This window comes from Mesorhizobium sp. M0491 (genome assembly GCF_040321265.1).
GTDB lineage: Bacteria > Pseudomonadota > Alphaproteobacteria > Rhizobiales > Rhizobiaceae > Mesorhizobium.
In genome coordinates this window covers 172,399-192,777 of record NZ_JAMYRE010000014.1, presented here as the reverse complement: position 1 = coordinate 192,777, position 20,379 = coordinate 172,399, and the positions used below count along the sequence as shown (strand labels likewise).

Below are 20,379 nucleotides of genomic sequence, written 5' to 3'. Positions count from 1 at the left end.
AATTTACCTAGATTTCATGAGTGGTACACATTCGTAAATTTTCCGGCGCCCCGGTAAGGAGTTGTTAAGGTCCGGCGTCGATAGTCGCACGTAACTTGAGGGAGAAATCCCGTTCCTCAGCCCCGAGGATCCGAATTCGCTCAAGCCCCCGTTGTGACAGCAATCCCATCTCTTAAGGCGTCCTTTGGGCGCCTTTTCTTTTTATCGGGACCGTAGAGGGCTGACCTATTCCGCGAGCACACGGGTCGACGGAAAAGCCACCTCGACCAGGGTGCCTTCGCCCGGTGTCGAATTGATGGTGAACCGGGCACGGTTGGCTTCCACCATCGCTTTGGTCAACGGCAGTCCAAGCCCGGTCCCGTCGCCGCGTCCGCGCTTCAGGGCGTTGATCTGCTTGAACGGCTTCAGCGCCTGCTCGATCTCGGCATGGCTCATGCCGATGCCGGTGTCGCGCACCCGCATGACGACGTCGCCCGACGTCTCATAGGCGGTCGAGACGATCACCTGGCCGCCGGCCTGGGTGTAGCGGATGGCATTCGACAGGATGTTGAGCGCGATCTGGCGCACGCTGCGCAGGTCCGCCACCACTTCCGGCAGCCGCGAAGCGAAGCTGGAGCGGATGATGACCCGTTCGCGGTTGGCCTGCGGCTGCATCATCGCCACCGTTTCGGCCAGCGTGTCGTTGAGCGACACCGCCTCATAGGCCATCTCCTGCTGGCCAGCCTCGATCTTGGAGATGTCGAGCAGGTCGTTGACCAGGTCGAGCACATGATTGCCCGAGCGGTTGATGTCGCGCAGATAGTCGCGGTAGCGGTCGTTGGCGACAGGTCCGAATTTCTCGTCGACCATCAATTCCGAAAAACCGATGATGGCATTGAGCGGGGTGCGGATCTCGTGGCTGATGCGGGCCAGAAAATCGGTCTTCTGCGAGGACGCGCGCTCGGCCACCGCACGTGCCTGCGTCAAGTCCTCTTCGGCCCGCTTCCACTGCGTGATGTCGCGAACGACGGCGCAGAAGCCGCTGTCGTTGGGCAGCCGGCCGATGGTCATGAACAGCGGAATGAAGCGTCCTTGCGATTCGCGCCCGATCACCTCGCGGCCGTCGTTCATGACACTCGCCACGCCGGGCTCGGACAGCCCATTGAGATAGTCGCGTGCCGCGCGCTGGCTTTCAATCGCAAACAGCGAGGCGAACGGCTTGCCGGTCACATCGTCGCTGTCGAAGCCGAACAGCGCTTCAGCCGGCCGGCTGATCGATCGGATGGTGCCGTCACGGCCGATCAGCACGACGCCGTCGGTGGCGGTGTCGATAATGGTGCGCATCTCGGCGATGCGCACCTTGAGCTCGGAAATGTCCGGCTGCGTCTGCTCGTCGCCAACCACATGCAGGCTCGCCGGCGCATCATCCTCGCCGGAGCGTCGCACGACCAGCATCAGCGCCTTGCCGTCGCGCCAGGGGACAGAGCGCAAAATGGCCTCGATCGGGAATTCCTGTCCGTCACGTGTTTTCAACCGCAGCGCGCGATCGGTGCCGTCGGAAACGCCGTCATCGGCGTAGGGGTCGGCAAACAACGCGCCGAGGCCGCCGGCATCCGCCAGATCGTCAAGCGCCTCGTAGCCGGTCAGGCTGAGGAATTCCTCGTTCGCATAGTGCAACTGGTCTCCGGAATGGATGAGCAGCGGCACGGGCAGCTTGCCGAGCAGCGACGTGTCCGGAGCCTTGTGTTCATCTCCGGCGGAAAACGCCGACGGTACGAACCCTTCGGCCTTGAGCGGCGGCACCTGCAGGCGAGGGCGCTCGACGCGTATTTCCGCCGCGTCGCCGCCTGCATTGACGGTTTCCTCGGCAACCGCCTGCTCGTCGGGCGGCGCGGCTTCCTCGTCGGGCTGCGCCCAATCCTCACTGTCTTCGGCATCGCGAAAATCTGCTGACGTCATGCTGTCGTCATCGAGGCCATCATGTGTCGCGTCAGTGGCTTCAGGCTTTTCGCCGGGCGAAACGGCAGCGGTGTTCTCTGGTTCCGCTGCCACGGGGCCACGTTCGTCATCTTGGCCGGCATAGTCGAGCAACGAGCCCGTCACATTCATCCCAGGGGGGGCTTCACGAGCCGCTTCGTCCGCGTGACCGTCAAGCCGTACCAGATCCCGCTCGTCTTCGGCATCGACATCGGGTGGCTCGACCGGTTCGTTCTCTGGCCCTGACGCAGGGATGACGCCGCTGTGCATCGGGTCGTCGGACGGCTTGACCGGAGCCTCGGCCTCCGCTGTCGACGCCTCCGCAGTCTCAGCCTCAGGCGGCTCGACCGGAGCACTATCCTTCTTCAGCCGCTCGCCGATTTCGCGGAACGCGCTGCGTTCCAGGGTCGACAGACCCTTGTCATTGGCTGGCTGGCGGTGTTCGGCGAGCCGGATCACCTTGTCGGCAAAGCGCCGCTCCTGTTTCGGCACGATAGTCAACGCCGGCACCTCGCCCTTGAACGGATCCGATGCCTGCGTGTCCTCGGCCTTGGGCTCCTCAGCGTTCGGCTGTTCGGGTGCGGGTTGGATGGCTTGTGGTTCCGGCGTTGCCGGCGCCTGGCTATTGGGCACCAGCGCCATGCCGATGGCCTCCGGATCGACGACCGCGTCGCTGGCGCGGGCGACGCCGAAGCCGCGGAAACCCTCGAAGGCGCGGCTGCGGCCATAGACAGGCAGCGCCGCCAGGTCGACCGGTATCTTCAGATCGGTGCCGACGACCGGCCACAGCACGGAGCGCCCGGACCAGGTATCGCGCCGTTCGAGGAGCCCCGATATCTCGCCGGAGGGGTCGAGGCCGAATGTAGCGGCGACATCCCTGAAGCGGCGGCCGATCACGTCGGCCGCCGGCTTGCCAACGATGTCGGCGAATTCCGGCGACAGCGCGCTGAACTTGCCTTCGGCATCGGTGCGCCAGACGAAGCGCACCGGCGCCGCTGCGCTGTCTATCGCCGAGACGGTCGTCGGCGTGGCCGTGGACTGGACTTCCAGGGCGGCCGGCTCTTGAGGCGCTTCAGGTCCGGACGCGGCAGGTCGCGGCGCCTGTTGCCCTCCGTCTTCGCCGGCGTTGAAGTACCAATGGTCGTGCTGCGCGGGCATACGCTCTGCTGCCGGCTGATCGCCGTTGGCCGCCGTCGGCGCCTGTCCGATCGCATCGGCGATCCCATGCTGCTGCGATGCGGCGATGTCGCCGGCCGGCTGCGAGGCGCTCGGTTCGTCGGTCGGTGCCTCGCGACCCTGTTCCGGCTGGGAGGCCGCGTCGCCAGCAGGTGCCGTCTCGGCAATGGTTTGCGTAGGATGTTCGCCCGCAGGGGTGGTGTCGTCGAGCTGGTCCTCGTCAATCACCACCAGCAGATGCCGCTCCTCGGTCAATCTTGCCAGCCCCGCTGGATAGGAGGCCGTGCCGCCGGGGACAAGGCGCTTGACGATGCGGTCGCTCTCGGCTGCGACGTCGGCAACCAGTGCCGCCAGCGTCTCCGGCAGGATGCCCAGTGCCGAAAATCCTTCCGAGGCCGCCTCGACGCTGCCCCTGGCATCGACAAAGGCGATGAAATGACCATCCTCGGTGAAGCCGCTAATGGCGCGCGCGGCGATTTCGCTGGCATTGCGTGACCCGGTCTGAGCCGCCGGGACTGCCAGCATGATCGCCTTTTCGGCGTCCGGCATGGTCACCGCACTGGCCAGGAAGCCGACGGCGCGGCTGGTCATTCCGGTCGCCAGCCGCACCATGATGGCGCGGTCACTGCCAATCTCGGGAAATCCGCTGGTCGCCATGATCTGGCGCCTGGCGATCACGGGCAACTGCGCCGAGGCGCCGATGATCGCCTCGATGTCGGGATACCCGAACATCGCGGCTCCTGGCCCGTTGGCCCAGATCACCTGCTCCAGATCCGCCGACAGGATCGCGATCGCGTCGCCTGCCGCAAAGCGCTGGCGGACCGCGTCGAGCACGGCGACATCGAGGAAGGAGTATTCGGACGGCATGCGCTTGGCGGACCTCACGGAGCGGCGATTTTGCAGTTAACGCTTTGTTAATAAAAGCCGGAGGCGCGAAGGTCCACAAGCCAGAACGTGCAAAGGCCGGAATCTGGGCTCTTGGTTAACGGCCCAAAGAAATTTATGGTGCACTGCAACAAAGATATTGCAATGCACAAAATTTGCCTTTATATTGCCATCATACATGAACGAGACGGCTTTCTGTCAAAGCCGCTGCCGCTGAAAAGGATGGAAAATGTCCAGGACCAAGACCGCCGAGACGATCGAAAACGTTGAATTCCCGAGCTTCGACGCTTCCAAGGCCACCGACCAGATCCGCGCTTTCGCCGAAAAGGGCGTTGAGCAGTCGAAAGAGGCCTACGCCAAGCTGAAGACCGGCGCCGAGGAGACCCAGAAGGCTCTGGAGTCGACCTACGAGACCGCCAAGACCGTTTCCAACGACCTGTCGCTCAAGACCATCTCCGCTTTGCGTGCCAATGCCGAGGCCGGTTTTTCCCACCTCGAGGCCCTGATCGGCGCCAAGTCGCTGTCGGAAGTCGTCGAGCTGCAGACCGCCTTCCTGCGCAAGCGCGTCGAATCGACCGTCGAGCAGGCCAAGGACTTCCAGGCCGTTGCCTCCAAGGCGGCCGAGGACGTCTCCAAGCCGATCAAGACCGCCTTCGAGAACGCGATGAAGGAAATCAAGGTTGCCTAACATTTGCGCATGATCGGAAGATGCAACAAAAGGTCGCATTTTCTTAAAAACGATCGGGTGTATGATGGCAGCCATCAAGGAATACCCGGTGAGTGGAACCTCCTCCCTCTGCTCCCCGGGGTGACCAGCCAGCACCTCCTCCCGCTGGCTCGTAACAGGAAAAGGCCGGCACCTCCTCCCGCCGGCCTTTTTCTTTGTCCGGCGCCTGGTCTTCTTGCCAGGCAAATGCCGCGTCGATGTGGGGAAGTGACCTTTGCTTTCCAAAAGCCTTGAATTAGAATCCATAAGCCCGTAAGGACGCATCGCCGAACGACAGAGCGGGCGGATGAGTTTCTGTTTCGATCCGCTCGGGCAACGTGCCGTTGTAGCTCAGATGGTTAGAGCGCCGGATTGTGGATCCGGAGGTCGCTGGTTCGATCCCAGCCAACGGTACCATCGGTTTTCCAGTAAGTAATTGAATTTATTGTAAAAGTTTACCTTTGGGACATAATTTGTATCACAGTAGGTCTCACAATGTGTATCACAAATAGGAACTGGGTGCGCTCGGAAGCGACGCGAAGTGATTGATACCAAAAAGCTTTTTTGCGACACGCGATGATCATTGTCGGAAACCGCAGGATTCTTGGCGAAGAAAATCGAACCGGAAAGGCTTCGGTGGACCGCTTCCCGTCCACCGTGGGAGCCGATGGATGGCATCAGGCGCACCCGTCGTTGGATTGGGACTTGGCGGGTGCGTCGGATCCAGACAGCCATGCCGGCGCCGTTTGACACTCATTGCGGATGGCTCGGCTCTGAGGTAATTTAGATCCTGATCGGATGGGAAAGTGCCTGCTGTCGCGACGGTTTTTTGTTTTCTGTTCCTGTCTCGGCTGATTGTGAGCTCTTTAACAGCCTTGATACCGCAACCTTGGGGGCTTGTGGTCATCAGGTAGCGACGGTGGAAACAGGCCATGCTCCGACTTTGCGGATTCATCGCGGTCTTCTTCGTAGCGGCCCTTACGACCTTCGATGCGTCGGCCGATCGACGGGTCGCCCTGGTGATCGGCAATTCCGACTACCGGCAATTCCCGGCGCTGAAGAACCCGGTCAAGGATGCCGAGGACGTCTCCAAGACGTTTCGACTGGCAGGGTTCGAAGTTTTCGTTGCAAGCAATCTCACCAAGCTGCAGTTCGAAGAGCAGTTCCGCAATTATCTTGCCGCGATCGATGGCGCCGACCTCGCCGTCGTCTACTATTCCGGTCACGGTTTCCAGATCGGCGGCGAAAACTTCCTGATTCCCGTCGATGCCTCGTTGAAGCAGGCGGCGGACATCGAGGTCCAGGCCATCAAGCTCAACGATGTCCTGGAACAGATGCGTTCGAAATCGAAGATCCAGGTGATCGTCCTCGATGCCTGCCGCAACAATCCGTTCCCGCGCAAGAATTACTGGCTGAGAGACCAGCTTATCACCTCCGGCAACGCCGGGCTCGCGCAGGTCAGAAGCTCGCTGAACACGCTCATTGCCTTTGCCACCGAGCCTGGGGCGGCGGCCTATGACGGCAGCGGCGACCTCAGTCCGTTTTCGGCGGCGTTTTCCCGTCGCGCGCTGGCCCCGAACCAGGAGATCCGCACGGTCATGGCGGCGGTGCGCCGGGATGTGGTGGAGGCAACAAAAGGCCTGCAGGTTCCCTGGGAGAACTCGTCGCTGATCGACGAAGTGGTGCTGATGCGCCGCAGCAACCGCCCCTCGCTGCCGCCGGTGCTGGAGAAAATCGTGTTGTCGGGAGTGGGCCCAGTCGATCTCGGCCTGCCGGAACCGGTCGATGTCGACGGCGGAACGATCACCGTGAGCATCGAGAGACCACCTGCTCTCGGCCGCCTCATGCTGGACGGCGAACCTGTCGAGGTTGGCGAACCGATCCAGGGCAAGGACCTGCCGCGTTTGCAGATGGATGTGCCCAAGGGGGTCGACGCGCAGGACGAGGTGGATATGCTGGCCTACGCCACGCATGACAATTGGGGCGGTCAAAGCCAGGGCATCCTGGTGTTCCGGGTCAAAAGCGGCGAAGGCGCCCATGGCGAACAGGTCATGGCCTCGCTCGCGGCCGAGCAAAAGCAACAGGTGGTGGAGCGCGGCATTCATATCACAGGTGCCGCCGAGGCGATCGAAAACCGTGACATTGATGTTCCCGTTGGCGTGGGCCCGGTTGCGCTTAACCTGGATTTCCCGACCGACGATCCCGCGGTCAGTCTCAAAGTTTCGGCATATCCCGCGACAGGAACCCTTTCGCTCCCCGACAGAACCCTGTCACCTCAGTCCAGCCTGATGGCCGCTGAAGTCGACCGCCTGCGCTACGAACCTCAGATCGGCGTAGCCGCGCCGGTCGAGGTCGGCTTCGAAATCCGTGCGGACAGCAGTTCGTCCAAGCCCGCCACGATGAAACTGTCGCCAACCGTCGATCCGTGCGACTCCGCCGCCGGCGAGCCTCTGGACCTGCAAGGCGTCGTTCCCGGCCTGCTGCCGAACGAAATCGGCGCCGGCGCCGTGGAGGTTTGCGAAGCCGCTGTGAAGGCTTATCCCGATGTCCCACGCTTCCGCTACGAACTGGGGCGCGCGCTGCTCGCAACTGGCAAGGTCGAGGAAGCGAAGACAGCCATCGAGGAGGCCGCCAAGAAGGGACATGTGCGTGCTGTGTTCGAACTCGGCTACATGTATGCGACGGGAACCGGTCTGGTCATCGACCGCACGCAGGCCAACGCGCTTTACGCCGCGGCATCCGACAAGGGCGATCCCTACGGCATGACGTCGTGGGGCCGCGCCTTGTTCAATGGCTATGGCGTCAAGCCTGATACCGCCAAAGGTCTGGACCTGCTGCTCAAGGCGGCCGCGATGGGGCACACCTATGCCATGAACGATCTCGCCGCGATCTTCACGGAAGGCCGCAACGGCGTGACCGCCGACCCGGCCCGTGCAGTTGCCTTCCTGGAGGCCGGCGTCCAGCGACAGGACATGTATTCTATGAACCTTCTCGGCCGTAACTACCTGGCCGGCGTGGGTGTCGAAAAGGACCCCAAGCAGGCGCAGGGGCTATTCCAGAAGGCTATGGATCTAGGCCAGCCCTACGCTCCGGCCAGCCTTGCGCGCATGTACCGGGATGGCGTTGGTGTCGAGCAAAACCTCGACGAAGCGCAAAGACTGTTCGAGTTGGCCACGGCACGCGGCGATCAGTCCGGCGCATATGATCGCGCAGCGCTCGAAATGCAGAAGGGCGCCAATGCCGACCAGACGATAGCGGTGCGCTATCTGGCCTTTGCGGTCGCGCTTGATCTTCGCAAGGAATTGCCGGGTGCCCAGACGACGCTGACGAAATTCGAAGTGAAGACGAAAACGGCCGCGCTCAAGCAATTGCGTGGCGAACTCAAGTCGAAGATCCCGGCGAAGGGCTCGCTTGACGACCAACTGGTCAATGCGGCCAGAGCGGTCTGGGAGCAAGCCAATCCGCGTCGGGACTTGTTTTGATCAGTGAGGAGGCAATCGTGGGCAGGGCAGTGAAGCAGGCATTGATCGCCACAGTTCTATCCGGCGCTCTGGTGGCAGTAGCGGGCTGCATGTCCGTTGCGCCCGCGCCCAAGGCCGAACCGACGGTGACGACGACAAAGCACAGGCCGAAGCTCATTCGCACGACGACCACGCCAAAGATCACCAGGCAGAAGAAGGCTATCGCCAAGAAACTCGTCGAACCGACTGAGGAAACCGCACCTGTCGTCGTTCCACCTTTGGGCGGCGGCAATGGCGGCACCGGTGGCACTGGTGGCGGAGGCGGCGGCTGGGGATAATGCTAACAGCAGGTCAGGGTTTCGCGGCACCGCTCGCCGAGGCCGCCTGCCACCATTTGACACGCCAACTCTGCCCCCGGACCTTGACCGGAAGACCGGCTGCAACTGCTCGCCAACCAGCCGCAAGTGCTCTATGCTCTCGCCAGGTGTCGTGTCGATACGGTGGTCCTGGTCAGGGGGCGTTCCATGTTCGAAGTCGTCGCATTCTGGTGGAAGACGAGGCTGAAAGGCCCCGCCACACGAGGTCTTGGCCTGATCGTCGCGCTTTCCGGCTTGCTGCTACTCGCATCGCAAGCCGCCAACGCAGCGCCGAACTGGACGCTTGATCCCACGGCTTCGGTGATCACCTACCAGTCGGTGAAGAAAAACACGATCGTCGAGACAAACAAGATCAGGAACATCACCGGCACGCTCAGCTCGGCGGGTGATGCCAAGGTCACCTTCGACCTCAATTCGGTCGATACCGGCGTCGACCTGCGCAATGTCCGCATGCGCTTCCTGTTTTTCGAGACATTCAAATACCCGACGGCCGAGCTGACGGCCAATGTGGATCCCGCCGCATTCGCCGATCTCGCGACAAAACGCAGGGTGAAGTCGACGCTGCCTTTCCGTCTCAATCTGCACGGCGTCGACAAGGACCTCGAGGCCAGCATCGTCGTCACCATGATCAGTGACGACATGGTCTCCGTTGCTTCGGAAGCTCCCGTCGCGGTTCACGTGGAGGATTTCGGCTTGCTGCCGAACGTGGACAAACTCCAGCAGGCGGCCAACGTCACCAACATCGTGCCCACCGCGTCGGTGTCGTTCGATTTCGTCTTCACCGCCGACGGCAGCAAGCCCGCTGCAACCCAGACCGCCGCGGCGAGTTCGACCGATGTAGGTCCCGTTGCCACCGACGCCGCCAAGGCGAACTTCAGCGATGAGGAATGCTTGAACAGGTTTGCCGTGCTCTCACGCACCGGCGCCATCTACTTCCGGCCGGCCAGCGCGCGGCTCGATGCGAAAAGCCGCCCATTGCTGACGGAGGTCGAAGGTGTCGTTGGCAAATGCCCAAGCCTGAAGGTCGAGATCTCCGGCTATACCGATTCCGATGGATCGCCGGACGCAAACAAGCAGTTGTCGGAGCGGCGCGCCCACGCGGTTGCCGACGCCTTGATTGCCGAGGGTATTCCGCGCAATCAGGTCAGCGCCGCCGGCTATGGCGAGGAGCGGCCGGTTGCCGCCAACGATACGCCGAAGAACAAGGCGCTCAATCGGCGGATCGAGTTTTCCGCCACCAAGCCCGTGAACTGAGGTTCCGGTGAGGTCCGATCTGATCGCCTGTTGCGGTGGCCTCTTTCGTGCCGCCGGGCTTGCCGCGCTTGCCTTGCTTTTGACTGTAACAGCCGCCAGTGCCGAGCGCCGCATCGCGCTGGTTCTGGGCAATTCCCAGTACCAGCACGCGGCGCCGCTCGCCAATCCGGTGCGCGACGCCCAGGCCATGGCCGAACGCTTGAAGAAACTCGATTTTGAGGTCGTTTCCGGCTTCGACCTGACCAAGCTGCAGACACAGGCGACGATCGTGCAGTTCGCGAAACAGGTGCGCGGTGCCGACATCGCGCTGTTTTTCTATGCCGGCCACGGCCTGCAGGTTGCGGGCAAGAACTATCTGCTTCCAGTCGACGCTGCGCTGGAAGATGAAACCTCCGTCGACTTCGAAGCCGTGTCGGTTGATTTCGTTTTGCGCCAGATGTCGCGAGAGACCAGCATCAGTCTGGTGTTTCTCGACGCTTGCCGCGACAATCCCCTCGCCGAGGTGCTGGCCAAGACCGCGGGCGTCAACGGCGCCAGCAGCGGCCTTGCCGAGATCCCGGTAGAGAATGGTGGCACCGGCACGCTCGTCGCTTTCGCCGCCAGTCCCAATCAACTTGCCTATGACGGGTCGGGCGAACATTCGCCTTTCACCTCGGCGCTCCTCAAGCGTATCGGCGAATCCAACGTCTCCATCACCGACGCCATGAACAGGGTCACCAGCGACGTCTTCAAGGCAACCTCCGGCAAGCAGCGTCCCTGGATCAACGTTTCGCTGAAAACGGATGTCGTTCTGCACAAGGTCGATCTCAATGCGCCGTTGATCGTGGGCGAGGCGAGCGCACCTCCAACCGAAGGCGGCTCCGACGCAAGCAACACCGGCGCTGCAGGCGCATCAGGCCAAAGTGACGACCAGCTTGCGCTCGATGTGCTGCGTCAGAAGATCCCCAGGCTGGCTTCGGACGATCCGATCTTTTTCGACCATCCGATCGATTTCGGTGATCCGGCAATCGATGGCAAGAGCATCGCCCAGCTGATCAAGGGCAAACCCCTGTTCAGCCCGGTGGAGGGATTGGACAAGTCGGTATGGGAGGACAAACATTGCGACGGCTGCCATGAATGGGACGAGGCACGGCTATGCGAACAGGCGAAAAATTTCGCCACCAACGATGCTTCTGTTTTGCGCCTGCAACATCCACTTGGAACGCGCTTCAAGGTGGCGCTTGCCAAATGGGCTCAAGGTGGCTGCAAGTAAGCATCCGCCGATTGGCGCAGGGCCTCGATCTCGGCCATCTGGATGCCCATTTCGACAAACGCGGAAAGAACGGCAAAGCGGTCCACCAGTGCGACACGCGCCAGCCCGGCCAGAACACCCGCATTGATTGCATGGGCGGCAGGAAACGGCTGCAAGGCCGATGGTGCTTCTGCGCCGACAACAGATCCGACAATAAAGGAACCATTGTCACGCCATCCCGCCGCCCGGGCAATCCAGGCTCCCGGCGTTGTTGGCGGCGTTGCCTCTGCCTGGCTCACCGCGGGGCGATGGCTGTCCGGTTCACCGACCCAGTCGCGAACATAGGCGAGCAACTCTTGATCAGTTCCATCGAGCAACTCGCTCAGATGGCTCAGGCATTCATGCGCCCACCAGACCGCAGCCCGGTCGGGAAGCAGGTAGGCACAGAACGTGATCGCCTCTTCGGGAACGCGCCCGGCGAGCAGGTCGCGGCAAAACTCGATCGATTGCTGTTCGGTTGGAAGGGCTCTCATGTCCCGGGCAATAGCGGGACAAGCCATGAAGAGATCCTGTGCCGTTTTGAATCGGAGCTCATTGGCCATGACCGCCACGCCTTCATCGAGAAGCTCCAACCACTCAAGCCCCAGGCGCGGCGCGGGTCAAGTCTCAACCGGTGACGCTGCAACAACTGCCGGCACCGCCGCATCCCCTGGCGTTTATCGACAGACAATTGCCCCGGAATTTGGTATGATCACCACCATCGAAATCGGATGCTCAAACAGGAGTAACCGCTATGCAGTGGGGCAGTTCAGCCTTGGTGTTGGCAGTCGTGTTTTTCTCGACTCACGCTTCCGCCGACCCTGTTCAGAAATCAGAAGACATCGTGAAGTTTTTTGCCGGCGCCGCCGACCTCGGCAAGTCGCGAGGAATTTGTGTAGGAACCGAGGAAGAGTGCAAGAGCAAGACCAAGGCAAAAGACGCGCCGGCCGAAAAATCCAGCCTCGATATGCTGATCAATTTCGGGTTGGATTCGGCCGAACTCGACGCGACAGCGCGCAGTGAACTCGACGAGTTCGCCAAGGCCCTGAAGGACAGGCGGCTGAGCACATTCAACTTCGTTGTCGAAGGCTACACCGATGCCACCGGCACGGTCCACTACAACGAGGGCCTGTCGCAACGGCGAGCGCAATCGGTGGCAGCCTTCCTGACGGCCAATGGTGTCGAGGCCGCCCGCATCAACCCGATCGGCATGGGCGAAAAGAATCCGCGCAGCCCCAACCCGTACGATCCGGCTAACCGCCGCGTGGAAATGCGGATAAAGACGCAATAGCACCTACCGCGTGCCACTGTTCCAGGAACGCCGGCGGTCAGTTCTTGAGCACGCCGCCCACAGCCACACCGGTGCCGAAGATCAGCGCCTTGGTGAGGAAGTCGTTGTTATCCCGGGGCGGCGGAAGATCATCATCCTGCCGCACCACTGTGTCCCGGTTGCGCCGCTTCTGAACGACCTGCTGTTGTTTGCGGGGTTTCTGTGCCACCGGTCTCTGCGTGCGGACCTTCTTTACCACCTGTTTTTTCGGCTGCGTCGCACGGGCCTGATCGGCAGCATATCTGGCGCGCACGGTTTCCATCATCGGATCAGTCTGGATCACGAGGAATGCAAGTTGCTCGCGTGTCAGATAGCTGGTCTGCGGCAGGCCGTTCTCCACCTGCCAGATACCGATCGCCTGGCGGGTCTGTGGGCCTATGTTTCCGTCGACGCGGCCAAGCTCGTTGCCCAACGCTTCGATGCGCAATTGCAAGTCGATGCGACCCTGGCGGTCGAGGCCAATGGCATTTTCCGTCAACTCGGTGCCCGGTGTTTGCTTCACCTCGTCGGGGACGCCGACCGAGGTGCGCACTGCGGAGCCGGAACTGGCGTTCGCCTGGTCCGTATCGAGTGCCGCGACCTGCCGGTTCTGGGCTTCCGGGTCGTTCAATTCGTCGATGTTCAGCCGCGCCACCGTGGCGAAGCGGCCGTTTGGGAACTGCTCGAGATAGGCCTCGTAGAACGGCACCGAGTTGCGCTTGGAGGCTTCATCCCAGAGCCGCTGCTCGACTTCCCAGGAAGGCGGGTCACCAACCACCAGCGTGGGGGCGGTTGCCGCCCCGGCATTGGCAGGCTGTGCTTCAGGCGCCGCCACGACAACGGGTTTTCCAATGAAGACCTCGCGCCCCAGCGACGCGTTGTGCCAAGGCCTCTGGCGACCTTGCGTCGTCTCGGTCACTTCGCCGCGCACGCGCGTCAGCGCGCTCTGGATCTCAATGCCGGGTTCGGTCAGGTGCCTGGCGAGCGCCGTGGAGTAAGGGCTGTTGACGCCGTTGCCGTCGAAAGCGATGGCGCCCGGATCCGTTGCATAGGCGATCAGGATGCCGCCCGTGCCTACGCCGTCCGATCTTGCTTCGATCGGTGCCAGACCGGACCCCAACGAACGCGACTTCGGCAGCGAGGCGGCCAACGTCCTGGCGAGTGGATTGTCGCGGCAGGCATCGAGTATGATGACGCCGACCGCCGGATCAGGCGGCAGCGCCGCCAGGAAGTCTTCGACCTGAATGGTGCGGGTCTTGAGATAGGCCGGCGACGTCAACTCGGCGTCGACCGGTATCAGGAAATTCTTGCCGTCGACCTGCATGCCGTGCCCGGCATAAAAGATGACGGCGAGGTCGGCATCGTAAGACTGCTCTGTGAACCGGCTGATGAGGCTGTGCATGCCGGCATTGTCCTGATCCATCCCCTCGATCACCTCGAAGCCGGCATTGCGCAGCGTGGAGGCGATGAGGTGCGCGTCGTTGGCGGGGTTGGGCAAAGCGACAGCATGAACATACTTGCTGTTGCCGATGACCAGTGCGACGCGCTTGGCGTCGGGCGCGGCTGCCTCAGCGCTGAACGCGGCAAGGATAAAAAGGAGAAATCCGCTCAGAAATACGATGAACGCTTTCATGGACCAGCCCTCCGCCCAGCAGGGCGCACTGTTGATGTCTGCGCATGCTCAATTTCGTCAGCGACAATGTCGCTTATGCCAAAATGGCTCTTGGGCGTATGTGATCCTGACCACGGTCTTGGTTCACAAAGGACCCGAAAAAAGTTGTCCATAGTAACACTTTGCAGCCGGAACACCAATGGTCTGACGGTGAACTCATGAACCGCGAGGGCAGGTTCAAAGGGTATTCTGAAGCGAGCTTATGACGGCCGTGATGGCTTGCTTGTATTCTTCGAACTCTGGCGACGTCTGGCGCACTTCCGTCGTGGTCGATACCGGTTGGCCTGCGCCGGTCCCCGCGGGGCTGAGCTTTCGGCCCATTTTCCTTTCGGCCCAGTCCACGACATAGCCGGCGGTCTTGCCGGTGAGGAACGGGTTGGCCTGAATGACGGCCGACCCGAGCACGGCGCTCAATTGCGCCGAACTCGACGCCGACAATACCTGATGGGCGCCTTCCATGCCCAGGAAATGGCAGAGATAGAGCCGGCCGGCTGTGATCTGGTGGCCTCGCGCCCGAAGATAGGCTTCACCCTCGCGCGCAAGATTGCGCACCATCTCGCGCGAGATCGTGTAGTCGTAGCGCAGAGCAAGGAGATCCGCATTTGAAAGTGTGCGCGCCAGTTCGGGACGGTAGGTGTTCATCATCCTGATCCAGGTCTTCGATATGAATTGGCCGGCACCGGTTGCTGAAGAAAGCGGGTTCTTGGCGCGGGCGCTGCCACCACTTTCGACATGAACGATACGGTCGGTCAGTGTTTCGACAGCAGGATCGCTCGTTGCGACCGCGGCGGTCACCGTGCCCAGCGGGTCGATCGCCCCGCCATTCTGATAGAGTTCGAAATGCAGATGCGGCCCGGTCGACAGGCCGGTGGTGCCGATATAGCCAATGATGTCGCCGGCCTTCACCTTTGTGCCGACACCGCTTGCTATCGCGAATTTCTGCATATGCGCGTAGCGCGTCTCGCGTCCGTTGGCATGCGCAATCTTCACCAGGTTGCCATAACCGCCGCCGTCGCCCTGGAAGGTGACCTCGCCGTCGAAAGCGGCCGCGATCGGCGTACCCACCGGAGCCGCCCAATCGACGCCCTTGTGGATGCGAACCACGCCCAGAATTGGGTGCTTGCGTGGACCGAAGGTGGACGTCATGACCCCGTTGACCGGCGTGACCATGCCGTTGATGACCGTCAGCGAGCGGATCTGATCGTCGCCGGTAACGCATGCAAACTGACCGTCGCTCTGCTGGAAGACGAAGCATTCGAAGCTCTTTTCAGCACCCTGCACGCCGACATACAGCACGCGTCCGTCGGTCTCGCCCTTGCCGCGCGGCGTTTGTGAATAGATCAGGACAAGGCGCTGGTCCTCGCTGGCGAAGGCGTCCAGGTCCCGTCCTCTCGATAGGTACATGATCGCTTCGCCGATCACGCCGGTCGGAACTTTGTTGCGCGCCGCCGTCGAATAGATTGCGTCGAGCAGGCGATATTGCCGCTTGTGCGTGCCTTCTTCCGGTGCACCCGAATAGTTGAACAGATCTTCGCGGACCCAGGGATCGACACCCGATACGAATGCACCCGCGGCGTTGCGCGTCAGCGTGCCGACAAAGACGCTCTTGGCGTAGATCGACACCTGCATGAGCGACATTGTTGTCGTCTCGCGCGTCGGCCTGAAACCACGCATGGCGACGACATAACCCGGTTCCAGGCCTTCCCGGTTGAAAAGCGCCTTCAGCGCTTCGCCCGCCCGCCTGGCGTCCTCGACGGAGAAATGCGCATCGAGCGCAACGCTGTCCAGGCTGCGGTCGTTGAGGATTTTCACGAACGTGTCTTCGGTCGCCTCGAACCGCTGATACTCATTCGTGACGGTTGCGACACTCGTGTTGTTTTCGATCTGTGTCTTCTGGAATGCGGGCAGGGCTGCTTCGCCTGCATCGATTGTTTCACCCCAGCCGGCTTCGGGATCGTCGGTGCCCATCTGCTGCCCCGAAGCAGCCGGAGCCTCGTTGGGGGCAGGCGAGGGCTGAAGATCGTTCTGCAGATCCCCCGCCGGCGGCTGAAGATCGTCCTGCAGATCGTTGGACGGCGGCGGGGCGGTCTGCCGTTGCGCCTGGAAGAATGCGAAGTCTTCCTGCGTCGACGGTATCGTCGTCATGAATTTTTCGCTGGCGCTGAGCATCACATCCGACAGGATTTCGATCTGCGGAGAAATCCCGGCCTGATCGAGATCCGCCGGCTTCGCGATCGAACGGCCCCTCGACGTGGCGTCGGCGTCGGGGGCAAGGGTGATCCACATCGGGTCCCCGGCAAGGTCGATAATGGCAGGCACATAGACCGATGCATCGGCCGGCACGTCGTCCACCCCTTCGACCGCGTGAAGCTCTTCGTCTTCGTCGCCGAACGACCAATAATCGGCGGTGAGGTAGAAGCCCACGGCGATCGACAGCATGATGATCGCGGCAAGACCGGCAAGCAGCCGGCGCCAGAGCCTGCGTCTGCGAAGCGCAAGGCGCGCCTGCTTCTTCTGCCTGAAGCTCGTGTCGATAGTGTGCGTCACGGGCTGTTTCCGGTCAGGAAGAACGTCCACCGCGCCTGTTCGAGCGTATCGACTTCGAGAAATTGCGCCGCGATATGGCCGCGTTGCCAGCATTCGTCGATGCCGCGGGTCGAGAAACGCCTTCGCTCGATGCACATTTCGGTCGATCCCGTCAGGATCGCGTGGCCGAAGACGTCCGTTGCGTAGATGTAGATGTAGCGGTTGGTCAGTTCCTCGCGAATGACATTCACGCACTGATTGGCGCCGATGGTCCACCAGCCGTCTGTCTGATCGGCATTGTCGACCTTCTGGCCGACTGCGAGATTGACGACGTCGAGTGTCTGATTGCAGACCGTGAATTCGGCTCGCGCTTCGCCGGATGACAGCACAGCCAGCAGCGCGGCGCCCGCGATGACCGCAAGCTTCATGTGGCCCGCCAAGGCGAGCAGGGCGCGAACCGGTTCACACTGCTTTATGGGCAGGTCGGCAGACGAGTGGGGCAAACACGAGCAGCGTTCCATCGGGCGCCCATGCTATCCGCCGAGCCGGAAATACTTGGCAGTGGCTGAGAACTGAGATCCGTTGGTCTCGATTTCCTCGAGAATTTTGGGTAGCAGCGCCGAGGCTGGCGTCGGCGCCGAGAATGCGGCCGCCTCAATATCCTGGGGTCCCGTGATCACCATTATGATCTGCGGCACGGCCTTTCCAGCGGCCTTGTCGGCGGCGCCGAGGCCAATCGGGATGCTGAAGGTGGCTTTGTCCGACTGTGCGACGATGCGATCGTCGAGATTAAACACCATGCCCTTGTGATCGATCAGCAACACGCTGGAAATGAGCCCGCCACGCGTCACCAGCGTGCCGCTGATCGGCGTACCGTTCGGCACCGACGTCCGGTCGAGAACAAGCTGCGGCTTGTCGGCCGCGGTCTGTCCCAGAAAGCGCAGAAAATTGGTGACTTCGCACTGGCTCGGCTCAATGAGGCGGACGCTGATGTCGGGCTCCACATGGAATTTCGCCTGGAAATCGCCCAGCATGCGTTCGAATGGCTGGACCGCTGTTCCAAATCCTTCGATCGCGGCTGCGGTGTCGGTTGGCGAATTCATGGTCGCATAGAAACAGTCGCCGCCGCCGAAGTCGCGAACCCAGGAGACTCGTTGCGCGATGTCGTCCACGGCCGGAGGAATGGCCGGTTTGGGTACGTTCAACGCGACGACAGGTTGGTCCGGCTGCTTGGCCGCCGGTGGCACAGTCTTTTGGCTCTCGGCGTTCGCGGCATCCGTCTGGCTTGCAGTGGGTTTGGGCGCCGGCCCGGCAACCTTGGGTTCTGCCGGCTGGCTGATCTGCGGCTCCGGTTTGGGCTTTGGGCTCTCCACAAACTCTGGCTGGGCCGGCGGTGTCTTTTCGGATGGCTGCTGCGCGTCCGTTGCCGATGACTCCGGGGGGCCCGCGGTTTGCGCGGGGACAGTGGGCTTGGCCGGCTCCGGCGTTTGCACTGCCTTGGCATCTGCCTGGCTTCCAGCCGGCGGCACGCCCGCCTCTGTTTGCGGTTGCGCTTCCATTGCCGGCGGTTTCTCAGATTCCTCGGTCTGCGAAGGGAGTTCGGCGGGCTTGGCCGGCTGCGGCTTTTGAGCCGCCGAGGCATCTGGCTGGTTTTCAGCCGGCGGTACGCTGGCCTCCGGCTGCACGGGCGGAACTGGCTTTGCCGGCTCAGGGGCGTTCGCGACTTTGTCCGTGAGGGTCGGCGCCGAAGTTTCCGGTGTAGGCTTTGACGGTTCGGGCGCGGAAAGCGATGTCTTGCCGGCAATCGGCGTTGCCGGCGTCATGAAGCCGCTCAGATACAGGCCCGCGCCTGAGGCGACAGCTAGTGTCGCCAGGGCAGCGATCGCGATAGTTGGGGTCTTTGTGGATTTCTTGGGCATATCCGCAGTGACCGCGCGCGGAGGGCCGGCGACCGGCGAAGGCAGCGGTTCGGACAAATGCGCGGGCCGGACATGCGGGACGAAGCGCTGCTCGCCCGGGCCCGTTGCCGTCGGCGCGTTGCGTCCCGCGACATTGGATGCCTGGCCGCCCTTGGGATCAGGAGTAAGGGTTTGCCCGGCTGGCCGGTTGCGGGGTGTGATGGACGTCGGCGGCGTTGTTCCTTCGTCTTCGCCACGCGTCATCCTGGCGATATCAGCCATGCTGACCGGCCGGTCTCGCGGATCCGGTTGCAGCATGGCTTCGACAATGTCACGAAAATCGTCGTCGATATCAGAGAGGTCAGGCACGGCCCGGCGCTTTTCGATGATCTCGAACTGCGATCCGCTCATGTCGATCGGTTTCCCGCGCAGAGCGGCAGCCAGCACCAGCCCAAGGCTGTAAATGTCGGACTGTTCACTGACGTCGCCGCTGTACAGCCCGAGCTGTTCGGGCGAAACGTAGTTGTACTTTCCCGCGAACTTCCCGCCGATCAGTGTCTCCCCGCCCACGGTCGCCGATCGCGCTATACCGAAATCGATGATCTTTGCGCGGTCGACCCGGCCCCCCGGCAGGATGATATTGTCCGGCGAGAGGTCGCGATGGATTGCTCCCGCTTGATGCACGGCGCTCAGGCCGGATGCGAGGCGATGGCAGAGCTTGCGCACCTCATCCGTCGGCATCGGACCACGTCGCATGATGTCGTACAGCGACTCGCCGTCGACGAATTCCATGGCAAGGTAGGGACGGCCGATCCCGGGATCGATGGTGAAGACGTGGTATCGCACGACCGCATCATGCGACAGGTGGTTGAGGATCGAGGCCTCCTTGCGGAACAAGGACAAGATCGTCTGGTCACGGGCAAATTCGGGCAGCACGATCTTGATCGCGACATGGTCGCCGGTCTGGATGTTGTGGCCGCGATAGACCTCGCCCATGCCGCCGAATGCGATCCGTTCGTCAAGTTCGTAGATGCCGCTGAGCTGCGTACCGACAGCGGTGTTGGCCACTTGCGGCGATATTCGCGTCTTATCATCGGCGCTCATCAGCCTCGGCCCTCCGCTCTGGACAGATCAGGGTGGAGCGATTGTCCATTGCGCCCGTTCCCAATCTTAACCAGCACAATGGTGACATTGTCCGTTCCGCCTCGCGCCAGAACCGTTTCCAGCAGGTTTTCTCCGGCCGCCTGAGGTGTAGCCGACACGACGGCGGCCTCGATCTCGGGGTCGGTGACATGTGCCGTCAGCCCATCGGTGGCCAGCACGAAAATGTCTCCCGGCATCAGTTCGCCCTGCTGGAAATCGATGACGAAGTCGTCACTGACCCCGATCGCATGTGTGATGACATTGCGGCGTGGCCAGGTGAGCGCCTCGACCGCGCTGATCATGCCTCGATCCAAGAGTTCCTGCACTTCGGTGTGGTCTTTCGAAATCTGCGAGATCGCGGCGTTGCGGATCAGATAAACCCGGCTGTCGCCCGCCCACAGGCAGGCAAATCGTCCGTCCATCGCCAACAGGGCGGCGACCGTGGAGCCGATGGTGATGCCGCGCGATTCCGATATGCTGCGGATTTCGGCATTGGCCCGGCTCAGCCTGTCCTCGAAGCGGGCCCGAAGATCGGGTGCCGAGCTCGCGATGCCGATTGTTGACAGATGATCGACGATACTGGCGGAAGCGACCTCTCCGGCGTCATGTCCACCCATTCCGTCGGCTACCACCCAGAGGCCAGTTTGTGGCTCGACTAGATAGCTGTCTTCATTGAGCTCACGGACACAGCCTTTGTGGCTCACGCCGAAGCTTTCGATGGAAAGGGCGACAGTATTCAAATTGCC

General features: G+C 62.1%; 13 protein-coding genes and 1 tRNA gene. 7 read left to right on the top strand and 7 right to left on the bottom strand.

Annotated elements, in window-relative coordinates:
• Positions 1-225: 225 nt before the first annotated feature.
• Positions 226-3,999 carry a PAS domain S-box protein gene (locus tag NKI69_RS19945; RefSeq protein WP_352722411.1) on the bottom strand — a complete coding sequence of 1,258 codons (3,774 nt, stop codon included), beginning with the start codon at positions 3,997-3,999 and terminating at the stop codon, positions 226-228.
• 247 nt (positions 4,000-4,246) lie between these two features.
• Between NKI69_RS19945 and NKI69_RS19940 the strand changes: the two genes are divergently transcribed.
• The 6 genes from NKI69_RS19940 to NKI69_RS19915 all read left to right on the top strand — a co-directional run bounded on the left by NKI69_RS19940 (position 4,247) and on the right by NKI69_RS19915 (position 11,067).
• Positions 4,247-4,705 carry a phasin gene (locus NKI69_RS19940; protein ID WP_352722410.1) on the top strand — a complete coding sequence of 153 codons (459 nt, stop codon included), beginning with the start codon at positions 4,247-4,249 and terminating at the stop codon, positions 4,703-4,705.
• 358 nt (positions 4,706-5,063) lie between these two features.
• Positions 5,064-5,140 (top strand) — tRNA-His (locus NKI69_RS19935).
• A gap of 515 nt (positions 5,141-5,655) precedes the next feature.
• Positions 5,656-8,205: a caspase family protein gene (locus NKI69_RS19930; protein ID WP_023809172.1), complete on the top strand. Its 2,550-nt coding sequence runs from the start codon at positions 5,656-5,658 to the stop codon at positions 8,203-8,205.
• Between the two features lie 17 nt (positions 8,206-8,222).
• A complete protein-coding gene (locus tag NKI69_RS19925) occupies positions 8,223-8,522 on the top strand; it encodes a hypothetical protein (RefSeq protein ID WP_245273064.1) in 300 nt (99 codons plus the stop codon).
• Between the two features lie 186 nt (positions 8,523-8,708).
• A complete protein-coding gene (locus tag NKI69_RS19920) occupies positions 8,709-9,815 on the top strand; it encodes an OmpA family protein (RefSeq protein ID WP_023809170.1) in 1,107 nt (368 codons plus the stop codon).
• A 7-nt stretch (positions 9,816-9,822) separates the two neighbouring features.
• A complete protein-coding gene (locus NKI69_RS19915) occupies positions 9,823-11,067 on the top strand; it encodes a caspase family protein (RefSeq protein ID WP_023809169.1) in 1,245 nt (414 codons plus the stop codon).
• Here the strand turns inward: NKI69_RS19915 and NKI69_RS19910 are convergent.
• On the bottom strand, positions 11,049-11,678 hold the full coding sequence (locus NKI69_RS19910; protein ID WP_352722409.1) for a DUF6931 family protein: 630 nt from the start codon (positions 11,676-11,678) through the stop codon (positions 11,049-11,051). The two genes, NKI69_RS19915 and NKI69_RS19910, sit on opposite strands and share 19 nt — an antisense overlap.
• A gap of 161 nt (positions 11,679-11,839) precedes the next feature.
• On the opposite strand from NKI69_RS19910, the gene NKI69_RS19905 reads away from it, so the two are divergent.
• A complete protein-coding gene (locus tag NKI69_RS19905; protein ID WP_127321072.1) occupies positions 11,840-12,376 on the top strand; it encodes an OmpA family protein in 537 nt (178 codons plus the stop codon).
• A gap of 37 nt (positions 12,377-12,413) precedes the next feature.
• Here NKI69_RS19905 and NKI69_RS19900 read toward each other — a convergent pair whose 3' ends face one another.
• From NKI69_RS19900 to NKI69_RS19880, 5 genes are all read right to left on the bottom strand, one after another.
• A complete protein-coding gene (locus NKI69_RS19900; RefSeq protein WP_023809167.1) occupies positions 12,414-14,027 on the bottom strand; it encodes a caspase family protein in 1,614 nt (537 codons plus the stop codon).
• A gap of 216 nt (positions 14,028-14,243) precedes the next feature.
• Complete coding sequence (locus tag NKI69_RS19895; RefSeq protein WP_023809166.1) at positions 14,244-16,613, bottom strand: M23 family metallopeptidase; 2,370 nt, start codon at positions 16,611-16,613, stop codon at positions 14,244-14,246.
• Entirely contained in the window at positions 16,610-17,020 is a 411-nt protein-coding gene (locus NKI69_RS19890; protein WP_023809165.1) for a DUF1036 domain-containing protein, read from the bottom strand. Before NKI69_RS19890 ends, NKI69_RS19895 begins: the two co-directional genes overlap by 4 nt.
• A gap of 105 nt (positions 17,021-17,125) precedes the next feature.
• Positions 17,126-19,594, bottom strand: a complete 2,469-nt coding sequence (locus NKI69_RS19885) for a serine/threonine-protein kinase (protein ID WP_023809164.1) — start codon at positions 19,592-19,594, stop codon at positions 17,126-17,128.
• Positions 19,594-20,373: a PP2C family protein-serine/threonine phosphatase gene (locus tag NKI69_RS19880; protein ID WP_023809163.1), complete on the bottom strand. Its 780-nt coding sequence runs from the start codon at positions 20,371-20,373 to the stop codon at positions 19,594-19,596. The genes NKI69_RS19885 and NKI69_RS19880 overlap by 1 nt, the downstream gene beginning before the upstream one ends.
• Positions 20,374-20,379: the final 6 nt, after the last annotated feature.

What these genes read in the sequence shown, in the direction of transcription:
- NKI69_RS19885 (WP_023809164.1), bottom strand. Translation starts at nt 19,594, where the DNA reads ATGAGCGCCGATGATAAGACGCGAATATCGCCGCAAGTGGCCAACACC.
- NKI69_RS19900 (WP_023809167.1), bottom strand. Translation starts at nt 14,027, where the DNA reads ATGAAAGCGTTCATCGTATTTCTGAGCGGATTTCTCCTTTTTATCCTT.
- NKI69_RS19920 (WP_023809170.1), top strand. Translation starts at nt 8,709, where the DNA reads ATGTTCGAAGTCGTCGCATTCTGGTGGAAGACGAGGCTGAAAGGCCCC.
- NKI69_RS19930 (WP_023809172.1), top strand. Translation starts at nt 5,656, where the DNA reads ATGCTCCGACTTTGCGGATTCATCGCGGTCTTCTTCGTAGCGGCCCTT.
- NKI69_RS19890 (WP_023809165.1), bottom strand. Translation starts at nt 17,020, where the DNA reads ATGAAGCTTGCGGTCATCGCGGGCGCCGCGCTGCTGGCTGTGCTGTCA.
- NKI69_RS19905 (WP_127321072.1), top strand. Translation starts at nt 11,840, where the DNA reads ATGCAGTGGGGCAGTTCAGCCTTGGTGTTGGCAGTCGTGTTTTTCTCG.
- NKI69_RS19940 (WP_352722410.1), top strand. Translation starts at nt 4,247, where the DNA reads ATGTCCAGGACCAAGACCGCCGAGACGATCGAAAACGTTGAATTCCCG.
- NKI69_RS19945 (WP_352722411.1), bottom strand. Translation starts at nt 3,999, where the DNA reads ATGCCGTCCGAATACTCCTTCCTCGATGTCGCCGTGCTCGACGCGGTC.